The organism is Streptomyces inhibens, from assembly GCF_003389455.1.
GTDB lineage: Bacteria > Actinomycetota > Actinomycetes > Streptomycetales > Streptomycetaceae > Streptomyces > Streptomyces inhibens.
Genome location: NZ_QUAC01000127.1, coordinates 1 through 22091, shown reverse-complemented (window position 1 = coordinate 22091; position 22091 = coordinate 1). Strand labels below are relative to the sequence as shown.

The 22091-nt window shown below is 69.5% G+C and carries 18 protein-coding genes, 1 tRNA gene and 1 pseudogene; 7 read left to right on the top strand and 13 right to left on the bottom strand.

All coding sequences use genetic code 11. The features are described from left to right. Positions 1-138 precede the first annotated feature (138 nt). The 4 genes and pseudogenes from DY245_RS16030 to DY245_RS16015 form a co-directional block, all read right to left on the bottom strand. Positions 139-2379, bottom strand: coding sequence for a HelD family protein (locus tag DY245_RS16030; protein ID WP_128508027.1), 2241 nt, complete (start codon positions 2377-2379; stop codon positions 139-141). A gap of 189 nt (positions 2380-2568) precedes the next feature. Further along, positions 2569-4374: a M28 family peptidase gene (locus DY245_RS16025; RefSeq protein WP_128507903.1), complete on the bottom strand. Its 1806-nt coding sequence runs from the start codon at positions 4372-4374 to the stop codon at positions 2569-2571. Between the two features lie 243 nt (positions 4375-4617). Further along, positions 4618-4866 (bottom strand): annotated as a pseudogene (locus DY245_RS16020) (amino acid permease); the annotation flags it as partial. Positions 4867-4958: 92 nt separating this feature from the next. Further along, a complete protein-coding gene (locus tag DY245_RS16015) occupies positions 4959-5450 on the bottom strand; it encodes a hypothetical protein (RefSeq protein WP_128507901.1) in 492 nt (163 codons plus the stop codon). Positions 5451-5974: 524 nt separating this feature from the next. Between DY245_RS16015 and DY245_RS16010 the strand changes: the two genes are divergently transcribed. Beyond that, positions 5975-6616 (top strand): CAP domain-containing protein, encoded by a 642-nt coding sequence (locus tag DY245_RS16010; RefSeq protein ID WP_128507899.1) that lies wholly within the window; start codon positions 5975-5977, stop codon positions 6614-6616. Between the two features lie 151 nt (positions 6617-6767). On the opposite strand, the gene DY245_RS16005 is transcribed toward DY245_RS16010, so the two are convergent. From DY245_RS16005 to DY245_RS15995, 3 genes are read right to left on the bottom strand one after another with little or no spacing between them, the layout of a single operon-like run. After that, on the bottom strand, positions 6768-7991 hold the full coding sequence (locus DY245_RS16005) for a cytochrome P450 (protein WP_128507897.1): 1224 nt from the start codon (positions 7989-7991) through the stop codon (positions 6768-6770). A gap of 37 nt (positions 7992-8028) precedes the next feature. Then, a complete protein-coding gene (locus DY245_RS16000; RefSeq protein ID WP_128507895.1) occupies positions 8029-9393 on the bottom strand; it encodes an NAD(P)/FAD-dependent oxidoreductase in 1365 nt (454 codons plus the stop codon). Beyond that, complete coding sequence (locus tag DY245_RS15995; protein ID WP_128507893.1) at positions 9383-9592, bottom strand: ferredoxin; 210 nt, start codon at positions 9590-9592, stop codon at positions 9383-9385. Before DY245_RS15995 ends, DY245_RS16000 begins: the two co-directional genes overlap by 11 nt. A gap of 211 nt (positions 9593-9803) precedes the next feature. On the opposite strand from DY245_RS15995, the gene DY245_RS15990 reads away from it, so the two are divergent. Continuing rightward, positions 9804-10778 (top strand): TIGR01777 family oxidoreductase, encoded by a 975-nt coding sequence (locus tag DY245_RS15990; RefSeq protein WP_128507891.1) that lies wholly within the window; start codon positions 9804-9806, stop codon positions 10776-10778. Between the two features lie 30 nt (positions 10779-10808). Here DY245_RS15990 and DY245_RS15985 read toward each other — a convergent pair whose 3' ends face one another. Next, entirely contained in the window at positions 10809-11396 is a 588-nt protein-coding gene (locus DY245_RS15985; RefSeq protein WP_244943069.1) for a hypothetical protein, read from the bottom strand. Positions 11397-11589: 193 nt separating this feature from the next. Here DY245_RS15985 and DY245_RS15980 point away from each other — a divergent pair. Together DY245_RS15980 and DY245_RS15975 are read left to right on the top strand one after the other, a co-directional pair. Continuing rightward, positions 11590-11665 (top strand) — tRNA-Trp (locus DY245_RS15980). A gap of 251 nt (positions 11666-11916) precedes the next feature. Further along, positions 11917-14103, top strand: a complete 2187-nt coding sequence (locus tag DY245_RS15975) for an FUSC family protein (protein WP_244943078.1) — start codon at positions 11917-11919, stop codon at positions 14101-14103. Positions 14104-14208: 105 nt separating this feature from the next. Here DY245_RS15975 and DY245_RS15970 read toward each other — a convergent pair whose 3' ends face one another. Then, entirely contained in the window at positions 14209-14751 is a 543-nt protein-coding gene (locus DY245_RS15970; protein ID WP_128507887.1) for a DUF4232 domain-containing protein, read from the bottom strand. 405 nt (positions 14752-15156) lie between these two features. Between DY245_RS15970 and DY245_RS15965 the strand changes: the two genes are divergently transcribed. Next, entirely contained in the window at positions 15157-15903 is a 747-nt protein-coding gene (locus tag DY245_RS15965) for a DUF6333 family protein (RefSeq protein WP_128507885.1), read from the top strand. A gap of 59 nt (positions 15904-15962) precedes the next feature. Further along, positions 15963-16514: a GNAT family N-acetyltransferase gene (locus DY245_RS15960; protein WP_128508025.1), complete on the top strand. Its 552-nt coding sequence runs from the start codon at positions 15963-15965 to the stop codon at positions 16512-16514. Positions 16515-16597: 83 nt separating this feature from the next. Here the strand turns inward: DY245_RS15960 and DY245_RS15955 are convergent, their stop codons facing one another. Continuing rightward, on the bottom strand, positions 16598-17194 hold the full coding sequence (locus DY245_RS15955) for a TetR/AcrR family transcriptional regulator (protein WP_128507883.1): 597 nt from the start codon (positions 17192-17194) through the stop codon (positions 16598-16600). A 114-nt stretch (positions 17195-17308) separates the two neighbouring features. On the opposite strand from DY245_RS15955, the gene DY245_RS15950 reads away from it, so the two are divergent. After that, a complete protein-coding gene (locus tag DY245_RS15950; RefSeq protein ID WP_128507880.1) occupies positions 17309-18235 on the top strand; it encodes a TIGR03620 family F420-dependent LLM class oxidoreductase in 927 nt (308 codons plus the stop codon). A gap of 74 nt (positions 18236-18309) precedes the next feature. On the opposite strand, the gene DY245_RS15945 is transcribed toward DY245_RS15950, so the two are convergent. The 3 genes from DY245_RS15945 to DY245_RS15935 form a co-directional block, all read right to left on the bottom strand. After that, entirely contained in the window at positions 18310-20079 is a 1770-nt protein-coding gene (locus DY245_RS15945) for an MOSC and FAD-binding oxidoreductase domain-containing protein (RefSeq protein WP_128507878.1), read from the bottom strand. A 110-nt stretch (positions 20080-20189) separates the two neighbouring features. Next, complete coding sequence (locus DY245_RS15940) at positions 20190-21287, bottom strand: response regulator (RefSeq protein ID WP_128507876.1); 1098 nt, start codon at positions 21285-21287, stop codon at positions 20190-20192. Next, positions 21280-21528, bottom strand: coding sequence for a hypothetical protein (locus tag DY245_RS15935; RefSeq protein ID WP_128507874.1), 249 nt, complete (start codon positions 21526-21528; stop codon positions 21280-21282). The genes DY245_RS15940 and DY245_RS15935 overlap by 8 nt, the downstream gene beginning before the upstream one ends. Between the last annotated feature and the right edge of the window lie 563 nt (positions 21529-22091).

Genomic DNA, 22091 nt, shown 5'->3' with positions numbered 1-22091 from the left:
GCATCCAGGGCCGCGCTCTCGGCGAACGGGAGTCCGGAACGCTGTGTCGAACGGGTGACTCCGGCCTCAGCACCTGGAGGCGCCCGCCCTCGGATGCGGGGCGTCGCATGTGGTCGTGCGGCGCCCCGCATCCGGCCGTCACCGGTCGGACGCGGCGGCGTCCGGCGCCGACAGCATCGTCAGGCCCGCCGGCAGCGGCCGCGCATGGACCACGCCGAGCCGTTGCGTCGCCCGGGTGAGCGCGACGTACAGGTCGCTGTCCCCGAGTTCCTGCGGTTCCACGACGATCACCGCGTCGAATTCCAGGCCCTTGGCCTGCCGCGGGTCGATCAGCACCACCGGGCTGGTCAGATCCGGGGCGGGGCCGGTGGAGGCGGCCGGAAGGGCGGCGGACAGGGCCTCGTGGCGGGAGCGTGCGGCGATCACCGCGAGGCGGCCTTCGCTGCGGGTCTCCCCCGCGACAGCCTCGGCGACCGCGCGCGCCACGTCGTCGGTACGGCGCGCCCATGGGCGTATGCCCGTGGAGCGGATCGAGCGTGGCGGTTCGAAGGAGGGGTCCGTGGCCCGGGGCACCTGGGCCGCGATCTCCATGATCTCGGTCGGTGTGCGGTAGTTGACGCCGAGCCTGACGTGCTGCCAGCGGTCGTCGACGTAGGGCGCGAGGATCGTCTCCCATGCGCCGCAGCCGCCCGGCTCCGCGGTCTGCGCCGGGTCGCCGACCAGCGTCATCGAGCGGGTCGGGCAGCGGCGCATCAGCAGGCGCCACATCATCGCGGAGAGCTCCTGCGCCTCGTCCACGATGATGTGGCCGAAGGCCCAGGTGCGGTCGGCGGCGGCGCGTTCGGCGGCGCTGCGGTGGTCGGCCTCCTCGTGCCGGTCGGCGAGCCGCTCGGCGTCGACCAGGTCGTGCGCGGCCAGCACCTCGGAATCCTCGTCGTCCCGGTCCTCGAACTCCTGGGTGCGGGAGCCATAGGAGAGGTCGAGCACTCCCTGTGCGTACGCGATCCGCTCCTGGCGTTGCGCCTCGGCGGCGGCGCGGGCCGCCGAGTCGTCCTCACCGAGGAGTTCGGCGGCCTCGTCCAGCAGGGGAATGTCCGCGGGGGTCCAGTCGCCGTCCGTGCGGCGGATCGCGTCCGCGTCGGCCTCCGGGAGGTGGACAGGGTCGGCTAGGAAGTCGGTGACCAGCTGCTGCGGCGTGCGGTCAGGCCACAACTCCTCGATGGCGCGGTGCACTTCGGGGCTGGTGGCCACGCCCTTGCCGAGCTGGGCGATGTCGTCGGGGCCCAGGAGGTTCGGCCCGCCGTAGGGGTCCGCGCCGATCCGGTCGGCCAGCTGGGCGGTGAGCGCGTCGATGACACGGAACGCGAAGTGGGGGCGTGCCAGGTTGTGCGGCAGCCCGGTCTCCCGTGCCAGGCGCCGCGCCTCGTACGCCGTGTCCGCGTCCAGCCGCAGTTCGCCGTCCTCGTGGTCGATGACGGTCACAGGGTCGGGCAGGGTCTGCCGGTCCCGTACGAAGCGCGCCAGGGCGTCCGCCATCGCCGCACTGCCCTTGACCTCGGCGGCCCTGGGGGTGTCCGTCCCGGTCGCGATCACGCCCGGGAAGAGCTCGCCGGGCGTGGCGAGCAGGACCCCCGTCTCGCCGAGCGAGGGCAGCACCTCCGCGATATAGCCGAGGAATGCCGGATTGGGACCGACGATCAGTACGGCTCGGCGGGCCAGCTGCTCGCGGTGCGCGTAGAGCAGATAGGCGGCGCGGTGCAGCGCGACGACGGTCTTGCCGGTGCCGGGGCCGCCCTCCACCACGAGGATGCCGTGGTGCGGAGCGCGGATGATCCTGTCCTGCTCGGCCTGGATGGTCTGCACGATGTCGTGCATCCGGCCGGTGCGCGCCGCGTCCAGCGCGGCCAGCAACACCGCGTCCGCGTCGGCTCCCTCGTGGCCGGTGCGTACGGTATCGGCGAGGTCCAGGATCTCGTCGTGCAGTGCGGTGACCCGCCGGCCCTCGGTGGTGAGGTGACGCCTGCGGCGCAGGCCCATCGGAGTGTGCCCGGTCGCGAGATAGAAGGGGCGGGCGACCTCGGCCCGCCAGTCGATGACAAGCGGCGTACGGTCCGCGTCATCGCGCCGGATACCGATGCGGCCGATGTGGTGATCGCGGCCGTCGCGAAATACGAGCCGGCCGAAGCACAGGCCGTTCTCCCCGGCGTCGAAGGCCGCCAGCAGACGGGACCGCTCGGTCACCAGTACATCGCGTTCCAGTCGCGCCTGGAAGTTGCTCCCCTCCTGTGGCAGAGCTTTGCGCACCGCCGTCTCGACTCCGGCCCGCAGTTCGGCGAGGCGTTCGTAGAGCAGATCAATGAATTCCTGCTCATTCCGCAATTCCTCGTTTGACAATTCGACTCCGCTCCGATACTCTTCGAAATGAAGAACGGGACTATGCCTTGTACGCATTGAGACATAGAATCCCCCAATATACGCAGAGAAATACCCCGGCCGTCAATTCGGTCCGGGGTATTTCTGTGTCGCGCGAGAGTAACGGCGCGGCCGTGGGCCGCGGCCCGCGAAGCGTCAGCCGGTCTGCAGGGCCGCGTCGTCGACGACGAAGCTGGTCTGGAGGCCGGCGTCCTCGGTGGCGGTGAAGGTCAGTGCGATGCGTTGTCCGATGTAGGGGCTCAGGTCCAGGGTGCGCTGGGTGTAGCCGTTCGAGGCGTCCGTGTTGGACAGGGTCGCCAGAGTGCTGTTACCCACCTTGACCTTGAAGGTGTCGTAGGCGACGTTCTGGGTTTCCTCGGTGTCGATGTGCAGCCAGTAGGTCAAGGTGGCCTTGCCGCATCCGGACGGCACGGTCACGGTCTGGCTGAGGGAGTCGGTGGCGGAGGAGCCGTAGCCGCCGAGCCAGGCGAATCTGCTGCCGCTGTGGGCGGACTGACCCGTGTAGGCGCCGATCGCTCCGGTGTTGCCCGTCCACGGCGAGGTGCCGTTCTCGAACCCGCCGTTGACGAGCAGCTGTTGGCCGGTGCAGCCGCCGGCCCCCTTGACCGTCAGGGTGTAGGTCGTGGTGTGGGTGACGGACCCGGTGCCGGTGACGGTGAGGGTGTACGTGCCCGGTGCCGCGCTCGACGATGTGCCGACCGTCATGGTGGAGCTGCTGCCCGAGGTCACCGTGGCGGGGCTGAAGGAGACGGTGACACCGGCCGGAGCGCCCGACGCCGACAGTTTCACCGTCTGGGCGGACCCGCTGGTGGTTGCCGTCGAGACCGTCGCGGTGGCCGAGGTGCCCGGGTCGACGCTGCCGGTGGCGGGGCTGACGGCCAGCGAGAAGTCGTTCGCCGGGGTGGAGTTGGTGACGGCGAGCTTCCAGAGGGTGTAGGCGATGCCGTCGACGCTGCGGTTCAGTCCGGTGGCATTGATGTTGCCGGTGGTGTCACAGGACTGGTGGTAGCAGGAGTCGTAGGCACGGTTGGCGGTGCCGCCCCACTTGGTGGCCTGGGCCGAGGTCTTTCTGGCGCCGGCGCCCATCGCGTACCCGGAGGTCGGGATGCCCGCCTGCTCGAAGGAGTAGTCGTCGGAGCGCCCGGCGCCCTCGGTGTTCTCCTCCGGCTGGAGGCTGAGGGAGTCCCAGTACTCCTTCATGGGCTGTGCGGCGGTGGAGTTGAGGTGGTTGATGAAGTAGCCGCCGTTGGTCGAGGCGATCATGTCGAAGTTGTAGTACGCCTTGATCTTCGACCGGTCGGCGGACGAGAGGGAACTGACATAGAAGTCCGAGCCGTTGAGGCCCTGCTCCTCGTCCGTCCACCATCCGAACCTGACCCGGGCGGCCATGGCGGGATTCTGCTCCGCCAGCGTGAGGGCCGTCTCCAGCAGCGCGGCCGAGCCGGAGCCGTTGTCGTTGATGCCCGGGCCCGCCCCGACGCTGTCGAGGTGAGCGCCGAACATGTACACCTTGGTGGCGTCGCCCTGAGGCCATTCGGCGATCAGATTGGGGCCGGCCCCGGTGGCACAGCCGGAGGTGCAGGGCTGCTCCGTGACGGTGTATCCGGCGGCCTGGAGCTTGCTCCTGACGTAGGCGACGGAGTCCCGGTAGCCCTGCCCGCTGGACTTGCGGGTACCGCCGTTGCGGGTGGCGATGTTGTTCAGCTCGGTCAGATGCGCCTGGACCTTGGCCACATCGATGTCCGGGGCGGCGATGGTGCTCGCCGCCTTGTGCGGGACGGGTATGCGGGCATGGTCGGCCGCCGGGAGCACGCGGGCGAGCGGTTTGGGGGGCGGATCCGCTTGCGGCGTGGCTGAGGCCGTGGGGGCTGCGGGCAGCGCAGCCGCTCCGAGGGTGACGGCGAGAAGTGCGCCGGTCACCGCGAGTCTTCGTAACACCATGGCTCCTTGAGGGGGTAGCGAGTTCTGCCGACGGAGGTTCCGGTGGAGCGCCGGATCATGGCAGCGGATTGCCGTCCTGCCGGCTCCGGCGATCCGGTGCGTTGCACGGCAGGAGGCGGCATGTTCATGACCCGGGCGGCCGTACCATCACACCGCGGCATCCATGGCGTCAACGGATGTGGCTGCGTGGAGCGGTGTTTGTCGAAAAGCGGCTGGCGCCGACCGATATCCGGTGACGCACCGCTCGCCAGACAGATGGGCGCTCGCGTCGTAGCCGCAGAACGTGTACGGGGCGAGCAGCAGCCCGATCATCACCACGTACACCGAGGACGACCAGCCGGTGGTGTTCACGAACGTACCGAAGACGAAGACGGCGGACCGGTGGTGCGCGGGCACGACGGCCAGGACGCCGACGATCAGCGCGACACCGCAGAGATACCACCGGACACTGATGCTGTTGAGAATGCCGACGAACCGGACACCGAAGAGGTTCGGGGAGATCGATCCGGTGCCGGTCGAGCGCATGCCGCCCCGGGGAGGGAAGTGGCCGACAGGCCTTACGGGTCAGTGGCGGCGGCCCGGGTTCAGGGGCTCGGGGAGGCCGATCGGGGCGCCGGCAGTCCCCGCAGCGACCGCCAGTACGAGGGGTCCCGGGGGTCCTCGATCCAACTCACCAATTGCCCTGCCGCAAGGGAGAACGCCATCCCGAGCTCGGTGCCTTTGCAGAGGGACGTCAGCTCGGTGAGGAACACCGGGATCTCGTCGAGGAAGTGCGTCTCGTGGTTCTTCTCGCACCCGCACGCCACGCACACGCTCACGAAGATGTGCGGACAGGCATCCTCCGAACAGTCCACCTGCAGCAGGAACTCAAGCCGGTCGTCGGCTTCGTCGTACACCGTGACGTCGGTGTACAGCACCCCGGATTCCCACTCCCACAGCACCGGGTATTTCGGCGCGCGTGCCGCGTCCACCTGCGCGGCTGCCAGGCGTATGAGCTCCAGGTCGCCCTCTCCGGCGTCGGGGAAGAGTTGTTCGAGAGGGGCGTCTTCGAGGGGCCCGTGCCGCGCCGTGGTCATGCAGTCGATCATCGTCTTACGGCGGGCATCCGGACAACCGGCCGCAGGGCAGGGGCCGCGTCGAGTGCCACGTAGCGGCGCCGGCGGGTCACCGGAAGCGCCTACGGCCACCGCAAGCCGCAGCCTCGTGATATCCGTCATATCGGCCTCGGCATGTACGAAGCTGGATAGTAGATGGCGGCCTGCGGACATAGGGGATTTGTCCGTCTTGGTCAACGAATACCTCGCACGGGGGCGGGCGGCATTCGATCCGCTCGGCATTTTCGCTCGCGCATTCAGCACATAGGGGCTCCTGACGGAGCAACAGGAATTCCCGGATCTTTCACAATCCGGACCAGCATGCCCGTGCACACATGACAAGAGCCGTCCGGTACTACGAGGCGAGGTAGTACCGATCTTCATTGCAGTGCGTGCGCAGCCGCCCAAGAATGACGACCCGCAGGGCATCTCCGCAGCTCAGACGCGGGGATTGTGCCGTGCCGGCCATACCAGGGGCGCTTCGCAATTACCGAGTGAGGTCACGCATGAGGAAGCATCGCAGGAAGAGGCATTACCGGCAGATAACCATCGCCGCCTTCGCCATAGGCGCCGTGGGCGTCCCCTCCGTCGCCATGGCCTGTCTGGACGACGGACACCAGGAGCACAAGGGCGGTCACTCCTACGGCCACTGGAAGCACGCCTCCTCCCATCACCGGGCGGCAAAGGGCGGATGGAGCTCGAAGCCGACCGCGGGAGCGTCAAAGGCACCCGCCGCGTCTCCCAGCGCTTCGGCGAGCGCCGCCCCGGCGTCCAAGACCGCGGCCCGCGTGGTGGAACTCGTCAACAAAGAGCGAAGCAAGGCCGGCTGTTCACCGCTGACCGTGAACGCAAAACTGACAAAGGCCGCCCAGGCTCACAGCAAGGACATGGCGGACCATCGGAATATGTCGCACACGGGCTCCGACGGGTCATCTCCGGACGACCGGATTACGCGTGCCGGCTACAACTGGAGCGCTTACGGCGAGAACGTCGCCTACGGTTACTCCACTCCCGAGAGCGTGATGGCGGGCTGGATGTCCAGCCCCGGCCATAAGCGCAACATCCTTGACTGTTCCTTCAAGGAGATCGGCGTCGGCCTCGCGCAGCCCGGCGATTACTGGACGCAGGACTTCGGAACGGCCCGATAACGGGAACAACGAATTCGGCCATCAGCTCTCCTGCCGGATTTCGCATCCTCTCCCGTATCCCTCCGCACCCGCGCACCAGGGCAGATGAGGCCCCCGACCGGAATCCGGCCGGGGGCCTCATTGCCGCTCGTCCCTCTGCGACACAGCCGCCTCACGCGCCCGCCCGGTCGTCTTCGATCAGCAAGTGGCGGGGCCCGCGGAGCACCGGGCTGCGCCGGTACGGGGGCGGGTCCTCGACCAGGCGCGGTTTGTCGAGGTGCTGGATGAGCGCGGTCAGGGCGAGCTGTGTCTCCATCCGGGCCAGTGGCGCACCGAAGCAGCTGTGCATGCCGCTGCCGAACCCGAGGTGCTGGTTGTCCTCGCGGGTCGGGTCGAAACGGTCCGGGTCACGGAACCGCTGGGGGTCACGGTTGCCGGAGGCGAGCATCAGGATGAGCGGGGCGCCCTTGGGGATGGTGACGCCCAAGACCTCGATGTCGGCCAGCGGGGTGCGCTGCGGCAGCATCTGGACCGGTGGCTCGTAGCGCAGCAGCTCCTCCACCGCCTTCGGCATCAGCGGCGGTTCGCTGCGGAGTCTGTCCAGCTCGTCGGGGTGGCGCAGCAGGGTGAGAATGCCGTTGGTGATCAGGTTGACGGTTGTCTCGTGCCCGGCGATGAGCAGCAGCACAGCGGTGGTCATGATTTCGAGCTGCGTGAGACGGCCGTCAGGGCCTTCGTTGTTGATGAAGGCGGAGAGCATGTCGTCGGAGGGGCGGTTTCGGCGCTTCTCGGCGAGTTCTCCCAGATACAGGCCCATCGCCTTCCGGGCTTCCGAGCCCGCGCGTTGACGCTCGGCGGGGTCCTCCCCGGGGGTGGGGTCGAAGCCGGCGACGATCGTGTCCGACCAGAGGCGGAACCGTGGCTCGTCCTCGGTCGGTACGCCCAGCAGCCGGCAGATCACCGTGACGGGGAGCGGGTAGGCGAAGTCGTCGACGATGTCGATCCGCTTCTTGCCCTCGAAGCCGGCGATGAGGTCCTTGACGATCCGGGTGATCTCACCCTCCATGGCGTCGATCCGGCCCGGGGTGTGGGGCGGGCCGAAGGAGCGCATGGCGAGACGGCGCAGCCGGTGGTGTTCGGGGTCGTCGAGCCCGATGAAGGACGGCGGAACCCCCTGCTCGCCGGCCGCGGTCTCGTCCGGTACGGCACGGTTGCGGCGGTCCGAACTGATCCGTGGGTCGTGGAGCAGAGCCGCGATCTCGTGGTACGTCCCGACCAGGTAGCTGCCGTCCTCCTGCCGTACCACTCCGGCCTCGCGGAGCTCGGCGTAGAGCGGATAGGGGTCGGCACGGTGGGCATAGTCGGTGATCCGACGGAACAGGGTGTCCGCAGCCATGGGCGGAGCTCCTCATCGCTATGGAGTGGCGGTGGTCTCAGCGGGCCGGTTGCACCACAGTCAGACGACGGTCCGGCAGGTGGCCGGTGAGCGCGACGGTCGGACCGTGCGAGAGCATCTTCGGATCCGGTACGTCGGAGGGGACGGGGACCAGCGACTCGGGCCGGTCGGCGGCCCCCGGCGCGGGCGGAAACGGCGCTGCCGTCTCGATCAGGCGCTGGTAGTACTCCAGCCACTTGGCCTGGTTCACGCTCACCGCCGCGGTGACGCGCCCCCGGTAGCCGTAGACGGCGACCAGACGGGCGTCCTTCAGCGAGCCCTGGGCGATGACGACCTGGTCGGAGAAGGTGGGCACGCCGACAGACTTGATGTTGAGGCCGAACTGGCTCGACCAGAAGGCCGGAACGGTCAGATGCGGGCGTCTGCGCGGTCCGGGGTTGACCATGTTGTGGGCCGCCACCTCGGCCTGCGCGACCGCGTTGCCCCAGTGCTCCAGGGACAGCAGCTGATATTCGAAGAGCGGGTGCGGGAAGCGGGCCACGTCGCCGGCGGCGAAGATGTCGTCGGTGACGATCCCGTACATGTCGAAGGCGCGGCACCCCGCGTCACAGGTCACCCCGCGTGGGCCCGCGGCGAGTCCCGATTCGGCCAGCCACTCGGTGTTGCGGACGGCGCCCAGGGCGACCACGGCAACGTCGGCATCGATCCGCGTGCCGTCGGAGAACTGCGCGCCGGTGAGCCGGCCGTTGCCCTCCAGGGCGGTGACCGTCACCCCGCAGCGCAGGTCGACCCCGTGCGCGCGCTGCAATCTCGTGGCCAGCGTGCCCAGCGTTCCGCCGAGCGCGCCGACAAGAGGCGCCGGCCCCCGCTCCGCGACCGTCACCTCAAGACCGCGCTCCCGGCAGGCGGAGGCGATCTCCGAACCGGTGAATCCGGCGCCGATGACCAGGACCCGTCGCGGCCCGGCGTCGAGACGCTCGGCGAGACGGCCCGCGTCGTCGCTCGTGCGGAGGGTGAACACCCCGTCCAAGGCGGCCTCGGCCGGGTTCGGCCAGGGCCGGGCGCGGGTTCCGGTGGCGATCAGCAGCCGGTCGAAGGACACCTCTTCGCCATCGGCGAGAAGTACCCGTTTTCCGAACGGATCGAGCCCGGTGGCACGCACCCCGAGCCTCCACTCCGCGTCCACCTCACGGCGCTGCGGCAGCCCGGTGTTCTCCGCCGGGACCTTTCCGAGCAGCACCTGTTTGGACAGCGGTGGCCTGTCATAGGGCGGCTGCGGCTCTTCCCCGACGAGGGTCAGCGAGCCGGCGAAACCCTCCGCACGCAGCTTCTCGGCCGCCCGCAGCCCGGCGAGCGAGGCGCCGACGATGACGATCCGGCCGTCGCGTGGTTCACCGCGCACCGGAGCCCGCCTCCTTGCCCACGACGATGGCCTGCACGGGGCATGCCGCCGCGGCCCTGCGGACACGTTCGTCCTGATCTTCCGCGATGACCGGGGTGTACAACAGGCTCTCCTCGCCATGCATCGTGAACACCTGAGGGGCGAGGAACGCACACTGGGCATAGCCCTGGCAGCGATTGAGGTCAACGACGACGTTCATCCCGAGCCACTCCTGACCACTCCTGCCACCCGCGCCGATCCCCCACCGCTGCACCCGTCGTCTCCCGTCCTACTACCGATCAAGGTGCGGTGCAGGCGGGGCTGGTCCATCGGAGCGTTCAGCATGTTCCGGGAAGTGGTCGGCCCACCTCGCCCGATCGCGAGCGGAACGGGGAAGCTAGGCTCGATCCGGCGAACCGAGGGGGAGCCTGATGAAGATCGTGATACCCGGGGGGACCGGTCAGGTAGGCGGGATTCTGCGGCGTGCGCTGACCGCCGCAGGCCACGAGGTCGTGGTGCTGACCAGACGGCCGGTCCGTGACGGTGACGTTCGCTGGGACGGCAAGGCGCTGGGCCTCTGGGCGGAAGCGCTCGACGGCAGCGATGTCGTGATCAACCTGGCCGGACGCAGCGTCAGCTGCCGCTACACCGCGGCCAATCTGCAGGCCATGATGGACTCGCGGGTGGACTCCACCCGAGTCGTGGGAGAAGCAATCGCGGCCGCCGGCCGGCCTCCCCGCGTCTGGCTCCAGATGAGCACCGCCACCCTCTACGCCCACCGCTTCGACGCACCCAACGACGAGACGACCGGCGTGCTCGGCGGCACCGAACCCGGCGTCCCGGACTACTGGGCCTACAGCGTCGAGATCGCCACATCCTGGGAGCGGGCCCAGGAGCAGGCCGAGACTCCGCACACCCGCAAGGTCGCACTGCGCTCCGCCATGGTGATGAGCCCCGATCGTGGCGGCGTCTTCGACGTCCTGCTGTGGCTGGCGCGGCTCGGACTCGGCGGCCCGGTCGCGGGCGGCGCACAGTATGTGTCCTGGATCCATGACGGCGACTTCGTCCGCGCGGTCGAGTTCCTGATCGGCAGGGACGACTTCACCGGGCCGGTGAATCTCGCCGCCCCCGCACCTCTGCCACAACGCGCGTTCATGCGCGCGCTGCGGGCTGCCCGGGGCGTTCCGGTGGGCTTGCCGGCAACGAAGTGGATGGCGGAACTCGGTGCGTTCGCGCTGCGCTCCGACACCGAACTCCTGCTGAAGAGCCGCCGTGTCGTGCCCGGCCGCCTGCTCGAAGCCGGGTTCGCCTTCGACCATCCCCAGTGGCCGGAGGCCGCCGCCGACCTCGTACGGCGCGTGCGCGGCGGACAAACCTCCATGCGCGGGGAACAGTCCCCCGGTTGAGCCGTCCGCCCGTCACGAGGTCAAGCGGCATCAGTAGAAGAACTGTGGCAGGTCGTCCAGCGAACCAGGGCCGGTGAAGAATGCCTCAGCCGCGGCCAGGTCGCTCTCGAAACGTGGGTTGCGGTCACGGATCACCTGCTCAAGGGTTCGTCCCTGCCTCAGAGATCCGTCGGTATCGGCATTGAGCATTTCGGCGGTGGCCAGGATCAGTTTCTGCCATCGCTCACCTTGTTCCGCCAGTGCGTAAAAGCCTGACAGCATGTCGGCCATACCGACGGGACGGGTGAGAACCGACGGGTCCTCACCGGCGACGGGGAAGAGTTCCCAGCCTCCGGCACGCGCCGCCAAGCGCAGCACGCCGGCCCATTTGCTGATGCGTCCCACTCGCACGTACAAGGAATCCTGCGTGTGCGGCGGCAGCCGACCACCGTGCAGAGGATTGGCCGCCACTACGAGGTCGGCGAGCACGTGGCGTTCGACGTCGTCGAGAACCCAGTCCCCCTCCTGCTGGGCATCTGTCGCAATGCCGAACCAGTCCCAGGCGGCGGCCATGCGCAATGCGAAGTCGGCCGGATCGTGGAGAGACGCGGGTGACGGCTCAAGGGACACGTCGGTCATCATCTTCTCCTCGCGCTCACACACAGATCACGTGGCATTCCGTTCTTTGTGCGGCCGGCCGCGGCTCTGCTCTTGCTGCGGATCTTACGGGCGCCCCGTACGGCGCGGGATTCGCTCCGCGGGCGGCGGCTGCTCATCGCTGTGAAAAGCAGTGGATCCCTGATCGCCACTCTGCGAAGCTCACTTACGTCAAAGGGGTGTAGCTCAGAGGCCAGAGCGCCGGTCTCCAAAACCGGATGCCGCAGGTTCGACTCCTGCCTCCCCTGCCATCGCTGCGCCTGTGCACCGGAAGTTCCCGCCGGCGCCAGGCCGGTATGCGATCACCGGCCCCCTCCGGCTCGTGCCCCCGGCCCCGTCCCCCGACCGCCTGTGACCTGCGAATTGTGGTCGTGCGATGCTGGGGCGTCCCGGCAGATGGCAAGAATGGGGAGCGTACATCAGCGTGAGGGCAGCGATACGACGGGCCGGGACCGGCACCTGGGACCGCTTCGCGGCATCCGATCCCGGGCTACTGCGGCTGATGGCGGGGCTGAGGACGGTCGGGGCGATTGTGCTCACCCTCGTCGTCCTCGCGCTGCTGCACACCAGCATCCCGCTGATGGTCGCGGGCGCCATGGCGGCCATGGCCGCGACCTTCGCGATCAGGGAGAAGCAGGTACGCGGCCAGGCGATCACGCTCGCACTCGGCCTGCCCGTCGCACTCGCCGCGATGTCGCTGGGCGCACTGCTCAACGACCGGATCATCGCCGGTGACATGTTCTTCGTCGCCCTGATCTTCGGCGCCGTCTACTCCCGCCGCTTCGGCGACCGGGGCATGGCACTCGGGCTGATCGGCTTTCAGGTCTACTTCGTCTCGCTGTTCGTGCATGCCACCGTGCCGACCTTGCCCGAGCTGTTTCTGACCCTGGCCATCGCCTTCGTGTGCAGCGCGGTCGTACGCTTCACCGTCGTCCCGGAAACGCCCCGTCGAACCCTCGGGCGACTGCGCAAGGCTTTCCGGGCGCGGCTCGCGCAGCTGGTGGCGACCCATGTCGAGCTGATGGACGCCGGCCCCCAGCAACTGGAGAGCGTCCTCGACGACCTGCGGCGGCGTACCTTCCGGCTGCACGAGGCGGCACTGATGATTCAGGGCCGTCTGGAGGAGGGCACCCGTGACGCGGCCACGGCGGGACTGGTGCAACGCCGCATCGCGGACGCCGAGATCGCCGCCGAACGGCTGGGGATGCTGTTGCTCAATGCCCGCACCGCCGAGCGCACGGATACGCTCACGCTGCATCTGCCGGATGCGCCGGTACCGGCCACGGTGCACCGCCCGCAGACCGAGGACGAGGCGATCGTCATCCTGCGCCGGGACCTCCAGGCGCTGAGCCTGCTGGTCGCCCGACGGGCGCCCGACGATCGCGGCACGGCGCTCGCGCACGTACGGAACAGACTGCTCGGGTACCGGGACGAGGACAACCTGCCGCGCGCCTCGCCGGCCGTACAGGACGCCTTCCGTGGTCTCGGCGAGGCCGCGCGTTCCGTCCTGGGCCTGCGGCTGGCGCTGGACGGGCCGCAGGACGAATCCGACGATTCGCCGGCCACCACGCGCTCACGCGAAGAGTTCGATGCCGAGGACCTCGCGATCGTCGGGTCCGAGGAGCGCGAGGAGACCGAAGAGGACCGCACGGGGCTCCAACGGCCCACCACCCGCGCCGCGTTCCAGGTCGCGGTGGGCTCGACACTGGCCATCATCGGCGGTGAGTTCCTGTCCAGCCAGCGCTGGTACTGGGCGGTGCTGACCTGCTGGGTGGTGTTCCTCAACACCGCGTCCACGGGCGAGATCCTGGTCAAGGGCTATCGCCGGCTGGTGGGCACGGTCCTCGGTGTGGTCGCCGGTGTCGCTCTTGCCGGGGTGGTCGGCAACAACACCTGGATCGCGTTCGCCCTGGTTCTGCTGTGCATCTTCGGGATGTTCTTCACCGCACCGTTGTCGTACGCGCTGATGTCCTTCTTCGTCACCGCGATGCTCGGGCTGCTCTACACGCTGCTCAACACCTACAGCTTCTCGGTGCTGGTACTGCGCATCGAGGAGACCGCGCTGGGCGCCGCCTGCGGGATCATCGCCGCGGTGCTGGTGCTGCCGGTGCACACGGATCGCCGTACGGACGAGCAACTGGGCACGGTGCTGGTCCGGTTGCGAGAGGTTGTGTCCGCGGCGGTGGAGCAGCTCAGCGGCGGACCCGCCGTCGATCTGCTGGGCAGAGCGCGCGATCTGGACACGGCGCTGGACGATCTGCGGGCCTCCATCCAGCCGTTGACGCATCCGATCACCCCGTTGCGCGTACGGCGGCAGACCGCCCGCTATCTGGTGGCACTTCTGGAGACCTCCGCCTATCACGCCCGTTCCCTGGCGGCGACCGCCGAACTCGTGCCGTACAGCAAGACCGTCGCGGCCGATCCGCGACTGGAGCGGGCCGGGCGGCGCATCGCGCACAACATCGATGTGATCGTCGCGCGTGTGACGGACGAGAACGCCGAGGGCGAGGTCGAGTCCGGCGCCAGCATCGCCTCGATGCTGGAAGCGGACGGCTCGGCGGCTCGGCAGCCGGGCACCGTCACCTCGCGTGTGCTGCGGCATCTCCAGCGCCTCGATGAGGGGGTGGTGGGTATCGCCCGCCCACTGGACGTGCCGGTGGCGGGGCGCAAGGGTGGCAAGACCGGCTGAGTTCGCCGGGCACGGGGCGGTTAGGTCTGCTGTGGACGCCCCCGGGCTGCCGCCCGAAGGCCGGCGCGGGTGCGCCGGCCTTCGGGGGATACCGCTGTCAGGGTGTCAGGAGGCGCCCGGCAGGGTCGCCGACCAGGCGGTTATGGACAGCGTGGCGTTGTCGACGCCGTGGTCGAACGCCACGACGCTGTGCGCGTTGCTGCCTGTCGGGGAGACCTGCAGGTACTTGGCAGGCGCGGGGGAAGCGTCGGCGTGCGTCCAGACCAGATCGGCGAAGGCGCTCTTGCCCGGCTTCAGGGTCACCGGGTGAGCTCCCGGGTCCTTGGCGAAGTAGGTGTCACCATGGCGTGCGGTGGTCCTGAGTGCGGTGTGGCCCGCGCCCTCCAGGGCAAGCCCCGCGTAGCCGCTTATCGTGCAGCTGCTGCTGCCGGTGTTGGTCACCCGCAGATAGGTACCCTCATGGCTCATTCCGACCTGGCTCGAACCCGCGTCGGTGGTGGTGACCTTCAGCGTCCCCGGTCGGCACGAGCCGGCCGCCGCACCAGCCCCTGCGGCAGATACGGCGGACGCCATTCCCGCACTCGCTCCGACAGCGAGCGCGGCAGCGGCGGTGACGGTGACCGCGGTACGCAGACCAGGCATGGTCATCAATTCATCAACTCCCTTTTCTCCGGCTGTCCGGAGAAACGTCGGTGCAATACCCCCGGCCCGACCCGTCGGCTCTCCCGCCGGCCGGCCGCTCGGGCCGCCTCGGAACGGGCGAGCCGGACAGCGGGTCCAGCCGGTGAGTTCCTGTTCGTTTCCGCGAACACACCCTGGTCACCGCCGCTGATGATCGACTAACGCCTCGCTAACACGGGATCGTTCGGGCTCCGGCTTGGTGGACGGTGGTGGTCCTGTCGTAGCGGGTGACCGCACCGCGCACCACTACGGGCCGCCTCTATGTCCGTGTCAGCCGCAGAGCGGCCGCGCCGGTGAGCGGGGGCGCGCGGCCGAGGCGACCGAAGTGCGTTGTCAGTGGCCGTAGTTAGGCTCCCGGCCATGACGCATGCGATGAGTGAGATGAATGACGAGAAGTCTGGAGGCAAGCCCGACAAAGGGGCCGATGAGGTACTGCCGAAGTGGGGCAGCCATGCCGTACTGACCCTGCATTTCCCGCCGTTCCCCGACCCGGATGCGTCCGGCGATCCGGCCTTGGCCCCGCACGACCCGGTGCGCGCCCGCCAGGTCGTCGAGGAGCTGGGAACCGTCGGGGAGGTCCTGGAGCAGCTGCCGGAACGCCCCATCGGGGACGTGCCGGATCCGGAGGTGCGCGCCGACCTCGAACTGGTCGCGGTCGGCTGCTGGGGCAATGTCGTCCACATCGTCGAGCCGGCGCTGGGCAGTGACCTCCTCACGGAGGCGATGACGGAGGAGATCCGGCGGCAGCGCGAACGGCACCCACAGGCCCGGATCGTCGGGTCGCTCGAAATCGACTACGGGAACAGCTACTGCGAAGACGTGGTGGACCTGCCCGGCGGCGAGAAGGCATACGCCGGCGGGTGGGACTGCGACGACGACTGGGAATTCTTGGGTGACGCGGAGGAGGTGCTGCGCGCCATAGGGGTCGATCGCGGACCGGCAGCGGAGGCGGGCTTCGACCTCGACGAGGAGCCCCGTGACCGTGTCTGGTCCGATCTCGGAACTCTCGCCATCTGGGGGCTCCACTCCGGCGCCGGCGGCCGGCAGGTTTCCGTCTTCCGCGTCCGTCGCACGGAAGAGGCCGCATTCCACCTTGAGGAGGTGTGGTTCGGGCGCTAGCCGTGGAGAATTCGATCGCCGCGGGAGCGCGAGCAGGCTAGGTTGGCGCGATGTCTGAGATGGCTGAGCTGCGCACCGCTCGTCTTGTGCTCCGCGGGTGGCGGGAGGCCGACCTCGAACCCTGGGCGGCGATGAATGCCGACCCCGAGGTCCGCGCGTACTTCCCGGACGTGCTCACGCGGGAGCAGAGCGAGGCGTCCGTGGCCGCTTTCCAGGCCGATCTTGACGAGCGGGGCTGGGGATGGTGGGCGGTTGAGGTGCTCGCCACCGGCGAGTTCATCGGGTTCACCGGGCTGGATCCGGTGGATGAGGACATGCCGTTCACCGGAGTGGAGGCCGGCTGGCGGCTGGCCCGTCCGGCCTGGGGGTACGGCTATGCCACCGAGGCTGCCACCGCCGCTTTGGCCTTCGGCTTCGCATCCCTCGAACTGCCGGAGATCCTCGCGGTGACGGCTGCCACCAATCTCCGGTCACAGGCGGTGATGCGCCGGATCGGTATGACCTACGATCCGGCCGACGACTTCGACGACCCGACGGTGCCCGACGGGCCGCTGCGCCGGAGCGTGGTGTACCGGATGCCGGCCGAAAGGCAGCGAGCCCTCGGACGGTAGACCCCCGCCTGAGCGAGCTGCAGGCAGTTGCGGCTGTCCGTAGGCACGGACTCGACGACGCTCCTCCCCGCGGAATCCACTGATCACCCGTGCCCGCCTCCCCTCGCCCCGTGCACGGCGTCGAGCACCAGACCGAGCAGCCGGTCGGATTGCTCGGTGTCGTCGTTGCGGGCCGTGGACAGCGCGATCCCGACGACGAGTTGGATGAGGTCCTCGGGCGTCAGGTCGGCCCGCGCCGTGCCCTGCCGTTGGGCGCGGGTGAGCAGACCGGCCGCCGCCTCCAGGATCAGGCGGTGGCAGTCGAGGTCCAGCGCGTCGGCCCCTTCGAGTATCGCGGCGCCACCCAGGCCTTGGTTCGTACGGGCATGCGCCAGGAACGCCCGTAGCCATGCGTCCAGGGCGTCGTCGGCGGATTCGGCGGCCCGCAGCTTCTCCGCCGTCCCGCAGAGAGTCCGGACCCGGTCGCTGAGCACCGCCGCCAGCAAGGCGGATCGGGTGGGGAAATGCCGGTAGAGGGTCCCCGACCCCACGCCCGCCCGGCGGGCGATTTCGTTCAGGGACGCCTCGGGTCCGGCTTCGGCGAATGTCTCCTGGGCCGCCGCGATGAGGCGCTCGCGATTGCGCCGTACGTCATTGCGCTGGCGCCGCTCCCCGGGGATGCCGCCGGGCGTTGCCGTCATCATCCCGACCTCGATCTCTCTTCCGGAGCAGGTAGCCAAACGGAGAACCTCTCCGTATCGTAGCGAACGCGAAACGGAGAACCTCTCCGTATTTCTGCGACCGAGGAGCAATGGGTGAAGGACGACGCGCGGGCAGATCTCGGCCGGGTCGGCATCTGGACGTTCGCCTTCGAAGGGCTGCCCGCGGGGCAGGTGCGCGAAGCGGCGGCGGAGATCGAGGAACTCGGTTACGGGGCGCTCTGGTTCGGGGAGGCGTTCGGCCGTGACACGGTGGGGCAGGCGTGGTTGCTGCTGTCGGCCACCCGACGCATCACCGTTGCCTCGGGCATCGCCAACATCGCCTTCCGCGACCCGATCGCCATGGCCACCGCGGAACGTACGCTCGGCGAGGCATTCCCCGGGCGCTATCTGCTGGGTCTGGGCGGCCACCGGGTCGATGACACGGTCCATCATGTGGACGGCTATCCCGTGCCCGCCCGGGGCAGGGCGTTGACGACGATGCGCAACTATCTGGCGGCGATGGACGCCGTTCCCGCACACGGGCCCGTGCCGGATCCGGCCCCGCGCCGGGTGTTGGCGGCGCTGGGCCCCAAGATGCTGCATCTCGCGGCCGAACGCACCTGGGGCGCCCACCCGTACTTCGTGTCCGTCGAACACACCGCACGGGCACGCCAGATCATGGGTCCGGACGCCTTCCTGGCGGTCGAGCAGGCCGTGGTGCTCGACACCGACCTCGGCCGCGCCCGGGAGGTGGCCACGGCACATGTCGGCGGCTATGTCTCCATGGCGGCGCACCAGGAAGCGAACGTACGGCGGCTGGGCTTCGGCGACGACGACATCGCCGGAGGCCCGAGCGGCCGGCTGGTGGACGCGATCGTCGCCTACGGAGATGTCGAAGCGATCCGCCGGCGCGTTCAGCAGCACCTCGACGCCGGGGCCGACCATGTCTGTCTGCAGGTCCTCACCGCCGATCCGGCCGTCCCGCCGCAGCGCGAATGGCGCGAGCTGGCCGCCGCGCTCCTCGACGGTCAACTCCGGTGAGCCCGCGGCAATGAGCGTGGTAGTTCCACGGGCACCGCGCCCTGACGGGAACGGCACCGCAGCACGGCTGTGCGTCACAGGTCCAGGACGACGTCCTGGCAGGGCTGTGAGCAGCAGATCAAGGCGGTGCTGTCGGTGGGAGGCTCGACGGGATCGGGGTCGTAGGTGACGCTCCCTGCCAGGAGGCCGGTTTCGCAGGTGTGGCACACGCCGGTGCGGCAGGACCAGCGGACGGGCACGTCGCAGGCCTCGGCCAACTCCAGGAGCGTGCCGAATTCCGGCTTCCAGCAGACGGTCAGTCCGCTGCGTGCAAAGGACACCGAAGGCCCCGTCCCCGCAACTCCCGTGGGCGGATGGGGCGGTCGGGCCTCGGTGGGGGCGATGCCGGGGGTGATCGCGGGGCCGGCGCCGAAGATTTCCCGGTGGACCCGCTCGAGGCGCAGGCCCTGTCGGGTCAGCGCGTCGGTGAGGTCGGTCATGAAGCCGATGGGACCGCAGAGGTAGGCGTCGGCGTCGGTGGGCAGGCCGATACGGGTGAGGAGTTCGGCGGACAGCCGCCCGGTGTCGGTGTAGTCGATGCCGTGCCGGTCGGCGGCGCGGGGGCGGCTGTAGCAGATACGGACATGGCTGTGGGGCAGCCGCTTCAGCAGTTCCCGGCTCTCCTTGGCGAAGACATGGACGTCGCCGTTGCGCGCTCCGTGCAGCCACCACACCTGCCGGCTCGACCGGGAGTCCGCGAGCGCGCGCAGCATGGCAAGGACCGGTGTCGCACCCACGCCCGCCGAGGCGAGGATCACCGGTCGGGGCCCGGAGGCGAGGGTGAAGGTGCCACGGGGAGCGGCGGCCTGCAGGCTGTCGCCGACCCGTACCCGGGTGTGGAGCCGGATGCTGGCGGCGCCGTGGGCCTCCCGTTTGACGCTGATGCGGTACTGGTCCGCGCCCGGCCGGCCGGACAGGGAGTAGCTGCGTACCAGTGCCGGTCCGTCCTCGTCGGGCTCCAGGCGCACGGTGAGGTACTGGCCCGGGGCGGCGGCGGGCAGGGGTGCGGCGTCGGGGGCGGCGAGCCACAGGGAGACGATGCTGCGGCTCTCCTCCTCGATCCTGGCCACGGTCAGGGGGCGGAAGCCGGCCCACGCCGGTCCGGGGCCGGCGTCTTCGGCGTTGAGACCGGCGTTGCCCGTGGCGCCTTCGGGACCGTGGTCGGTCTGGTCGAGCAGAGCCTGGAAGGAGCCCTGCCATCCCGGGCTGAGCGCGTCGATGCGCAGTGCCCGTTCGAGCCGGTCCCGGGGGTGGTCGGACAGGTACAGCAAGCCGTCCACCTCGGTGACGGTCATCCGGCCCGGGCCCGTGGCGATCTTGACGATGTCCTGGCCGGCCTCCACTTCGCCCTCGGTGAGGACCCGGAAGTAGAACCCCGGACGCTTGTGGGACACCAGGAGGGCCGGCATCCGGGGTTCGGCCATCCGTAGCCCCACCCGGTAGCAGGTCACCCGGGGCTGGGTCACCTCGAAGACGGCGTCGCCGATCCGGTAACGGTCACCGATGCACACCTCATCGTCCGCCAGCCCCTCCACGGTGAAGTTCTCGCCGAACTGGCCGTGCACGAAGTCGTCGCGTCCCAGCTCCCGCTGCCAGTAGTGGTAGGAGTCGAGCTGGTAGACCATCACCGCGCGCATCTCACCGCCGTGGCCGGCGAGATCGCCTTGACCGTCCCCGTCGATGTTCAGCCGCCGGACCATCCGGGGGCCGGTGACCGGGCGCTTCCAGATGCCCGTGTGCACGGTCCGCCCGTGCCAGGAGACATCCTGGGGAAGGCCCACGTTGACGGAGACGAGCCTGGCCACGATGTGCACCTCATGCGTCGGCGGCCCCCACCTGTCATGCCGATCGTAACCACGCCGCACTCACGATGCGCCCGGTCGGCGCCTCCGCCGCAGTCGGGGCGCCGGCCGTCTCAGCGTTCCCGTCGCCGCCGCTCCTGAAAGATCTCGGTGAAGACGGCGACTTTGGCCCGCAGTGCCCAGGGGTCGAAGGGTTTGGCGATGTAGTCGACAGCTCCCGCGGCGTAGGCGCGGGCCGAGTGGTCGGCGTCGATGTTCATCGCGGTGAGGAAGATGATGGGCAGGTCACGGTGGCGGGCGCGCCGTTTGATCTGCGCCGCCGTCTCGTAGCCGTCCATTTCGGGCATCTGGACGTCCAGGAGCACCACGGCGAAGTCATCGTGGTCGAGCAGTGCCTTGAGGGCTTCCCGTCCGCTGGAAACGGCGACGATCTCCTGGTCGAAGCCGTCCAGCACCGCTGTCATGGCGAGCAGGTTCTCCGCCTGGTCGTCGACGACGAGCACCTTGGGAAGACACGGTGAGCTGGGCTTGTCCGTGGTGATCACGATGGTGGCCCGCCGTTGTTCCTCGATGCTGTCGATCTGTCGCTCCAGCAGCTGGCAGCGCTCCTCGGCCTGGGTGTGCCGGGCCTGTACCTGTTCGAGTTCCTTGGCGAGCCTGGCGACTTCGGAGCCGAGGGCGTCACGTTCGCGCAGGAGATTGGCGATATCGGGGGCGTGGGCCTCCAGGGCGTCGGCGCGCGCCCGCTCCGCACTCCACTCGGACTCCAGGTGGGTGAGGCGCACTTCGAGGTCGGCGATGCGGTGCTGGCGGTCCAGGAGCGCTTCGCCGATGACGTCGCTGTGCGCGGTCGTGCTGCGCGCGGTGCGATCGGCGTCGGCGAGCTGCCGTTCGAGGATCTCCACCGCGTGCTTGGGCGAGGAGGATGTGGCGATGGCTGCTTGGTGCAGACGGCGCAGCAGGTCCATCGCTTCTTGTGTCGTGGGCTTGCCGCGGTGTTCGGCAAGGTCCGTCAGGAGGTCCATCACCACGTCCCAGGGCGGGACGGCCCTGCCGCTGAAGTAGCGCGAGAAGGTGGCGGCGTTGCGGTGCCGTCTGCTGGAGTAGCGGCGCAAGGACACGTTCAGCCCCTGGAAGAGCTCCCGCAGGGCCGTTGCCAGAGCCCGCGCTTCCTCGCTCAGCTCTTCGGGGAGCGGGTTCATCTCAGACATGGCGCCGGCTCTGCTCCGATCCGTCCGGGCCGGGCACGGCGCGTTCGGGGGCGGTTTCCCTGTCGGCCGCGATGACGCGGTCGAGGAAGGTGATCACGGCTCCCGCACCGGCCAGGGCACACAGCGCGCTGTCCGCTGTCGGGTGACCGGCGAGCAGCGACAAGGTGCCGGCGCCGGCGCCGCCCACCATGCCGAGCGACAACACGACGGCTGCCCTCAGCGACAGCAATGACCGTTTCACAACGGGCCCCTTTTGCTCCGACCGCAGTGTGCGGTGCTCCACCGGCGAACACCGGCGTGCCCAGCATGGAGGGCGTGCAAGGTGTTGCGCAGGCGTTGCGGGCGTTACGCAGCGTTGCGGCGCCGCTACCAAGGTGGGGTGGGTGCCATCGCCCCTGCTCCAGGGCCGGGCCGGCGGGAACCGCGTCCCGTATTGCAAGAACAGGACGCAACGGTGCTGTCGTTGCGCAAGCCCAGCCGACCGGGGGCGGCCCGGCCGGCGGACCGTACCGACGGGCGATGGGTGTTGCGGGTTCCGGCCCCGTTCAACTTCTGGCCACGCTCACCGGACAAGCTTCGGAATGAGAAATTCCGTTTGGTGACACCGCTGCGGTCGGACACGCCGACCCCTGCACGGAGGGCCTCATGGCCGGTATTGAAACCACCACCAACCGTCGTCGATTCCTCCTCACCTCCGGTGCCGCCGTCGCCGGAACCACTGCCGCGTGGGCACTGCCGGGTCAGCGCCGCAGCAGCACGCCGCCGGCCGCCGATCCCGCACCGGCCGCCGCCCGCCCGGGCGCC

Excerpts from the sequence above, each read along its gene's own strand:
- DY245_RS16025 (WP_128507903.1), bottom strand. The coding sequence starts at position 4,374 with ATGGTGTTACGAAGACTCGCGGTGACCGGCGCACTTCTCGCCGTCACC.
- DY245_RS16015 (WP_128507901.1), bottom strand. The coding sequence starts at position 5,450 with ATGACCACGGCGCGGCACGGGCCCCTCGAAGACGCCCCTCTCGAACAA.
- DY245_RS16010 (WP_128507899.1), top strand. The coding sequence starts at position 5,975 with ATGAGGAAGCATCGCAGGAAGAGGCATTACCGGCAGATAACCATCGCC.
- DY245_RS16005 (WP_128507897.1), bottom strand. The coding sequence starts at position 7,991 with ATGGCTGCGGACACCCTGTTCCGTCGGATCACCGACTATGCCCACCGT.
- DY245_RS15995 (WP_128507893.1), bottom strand. The coding sequence starts at position 9,592 with ATGAACGTCGTCGTTGACCTCAATCGCTGCCAGGGCTATGCCCAGTGT.
- DY245_RS15990 (WP_128507891.1), top strand. The coding sequence starts at position 9,804 with ATGAAGATCGTGATACCCGGGGGGACCGGTCAGGTAGGCGGGATTCTG.
- DY245_RS15985 (WP_244943069.1), bottom strand. The coding sequence starts at position 11,396 with ATGACCGACGTGTCCCTTGAGCCGTCACCCGCGTCTCTCCACGATCCG.
- DY245_RS15975 (WP_244943078.1), top strand. The coding sequence starts at position 11,917 with ATGGCGGGGCTGAGGACGGTCGGGGCGATTGTGCTCACCCTCGTCGTC.
- DY245_RS15970 (WP_128507887.1), bottom strand. The coding sequence starts at position 14,751 with ATGACCATGCCTGGTCTGCGTACCGCGGTCACCGTCACCGCCGCTGCC.
- DY245_RS15965 (WP_128507885.1), top strand. The coding sequence starts at position 15,157 with ATGAGTGAGATGAATGACGAGAAGTCTGGAGGCAAGCCCGACAAAGGG.
- DY245_RS15960 (WP_128508025.1), top strand. The coding sequence starts at position 15,963 with ATGGCTGAGCTGCGCACCGCTCGTCTTGTGCTCCGCGGGTGGCGGGAG.
- DY245_RS15955 (WP_128507883.1), bottom strand. The coding sequence starts at position 17,194 with ATGACGGCAACGCCCGGCGGCATCCCCGGGGAGCGGCGCCAGCGCAAT.
- DY245_RS15940 (WP_128507876.1), bottom strand. The coding sequence starts at position 21,287 with ATGTCTGAGATGAACCCGCTCCCCGAAGAGCTGAGCGAGGAAGCGCGG.